This window comes from Noviherbaspirillum denitrificans, assembly GCF_002211445.1.
Classification (GTDB): domain Bacteria; phylum Pseudomonadota; class Gammaproteobacteria; order Burkholderiales; family Burkholderiaceae_D; genus Noviherbaspirillum; species Noviherbaspirillum denitrificans.
In genome coordinates, this window is the sequence record NZ_LSTO01000002.1 from 158,660 (window position 1) to 159,948 (window position 1,289).

General features: G+C 64.4%; 2 protein-coding genes. Both read left to right on the top strand.

What is annotated here, in order from left to right; genetic code table 11:
- A partial coding sequence (locus AYR66_RS24300; protein ID WP_141104322.1) for a biotin/lipoyl-containing protein occupies positions 1-547 on the top strand: 547 nt, incomplete at its 5' end.
- A gap of 134 nt (positions 548-681) precedes the next feature.
- On the top strand, positions 682-1,289 hold a 608-nt coding region (locus AYR66_RS28560), incomplete at its 3' end, for a citrate lyase subunit alpha (RefSeq protein ID WP_272938376.1).

The following is a 1,289-nucleotide window of genomic DNA, read 5'->3' on the forward strand; positions in this document are numbered from 1 at the left end:
AGTCGGCCGCAGCATCAGCGAACAGGAACTGGCGTCCTACCTGATGTATCCGAAGGTGTTCCGCGACTATGCGGAGCATCGCCGCCAGTACGGCGACGTCTCCGTGCTGCCGACGCCGGTGTTCTTCTACGGCTTGAAGGAAGGCCAGGAAATCTCGGTCGACATCGACCAGGGCAAGACGCTGGTGATGCGTCTGCAGGGCCGCACCGAACTGGAGGAAGAAGGCCAGAGCAAGCTGTTCTTCGAACTCAACGGCCAGGCGCGCATGGTGCGCATCGACAAGGCGGGCGCGGTGAAGCTGGTCACGCATCCGCGCGCGCAGGATGGCAATGCGAATCATGTCGGCGCGCCGATGCCGGGCATGATCGTGACGCTGGCGGTGAAGGCCGGGCAGAAGGTGGCCAAGGGTGATCCGCTGGTGTCGATCGAGGCGATGAAGATGGAAACCATGATCCGGGCCGAGCGCGATGCGGTGGTGAAACAGACGCATGTGCGTCCCGGTGCGGTGGTGGCGGCGAAGGACCTGCTGGTGGAGCTAGCAGCGTGATTCTGGAATGAAGGCGGGCGGCTGCAACAACTGCATCCCCAAAATCCCCGTCGCCCCCGCCTGTGTGGGCGCGACGAGGTAGGCCAGCGAATCATGAACGGAAGCACCCGTCCCCAAACAATCAATCGAGGTCAATGATGGTTAACGGCAGCATCCCCGACTACATCGACGGATACGGACGGATCAAACCGTTCAGGTTCCAGACATCGAACGCCACCCCTTCCAAACTCATGCCCGGCCTGCGCGCCGCCATTGAAGCGGCCGGCCTGAAAGACGGCGGCACCATCTCTTTCCACCACCACCTCCGCAACGGCGATTTCGTCATCAACATGGTGCTGGCCGAGATTGCCGCGATGGGCATCCATGACATCACGGTCGCCGCCAGTTCGTTGTTCCCGGCCCATGCGCCGATGGTGGACCACATGCGGGAAGGCGTGGTGACCGCCATCCATTCCGCGTACATTGCCGGCCCGGTCGCACAGGCCGTGTCGCGCGGACAACTACCTGTGCCGGCCGTCTTGCAGACGCACGGCGGGCGCGCGCGTGCGATTGTGTCGGGCGAACTGAAGATCGACGTCGCCTTCATCGCCGCGCCGGCGGCGGATGCGTGCGGCAACCTCAACGGCACGGACGGCCCGTCGGCCTGCGGCACGCTAGGCTACGCGATGGTCGATGCCGCACACGCGCGCTGCGTGGTCGCGGTCACCGACAACCTTGTCCCGTTTCCCGCATCACCCGCCGA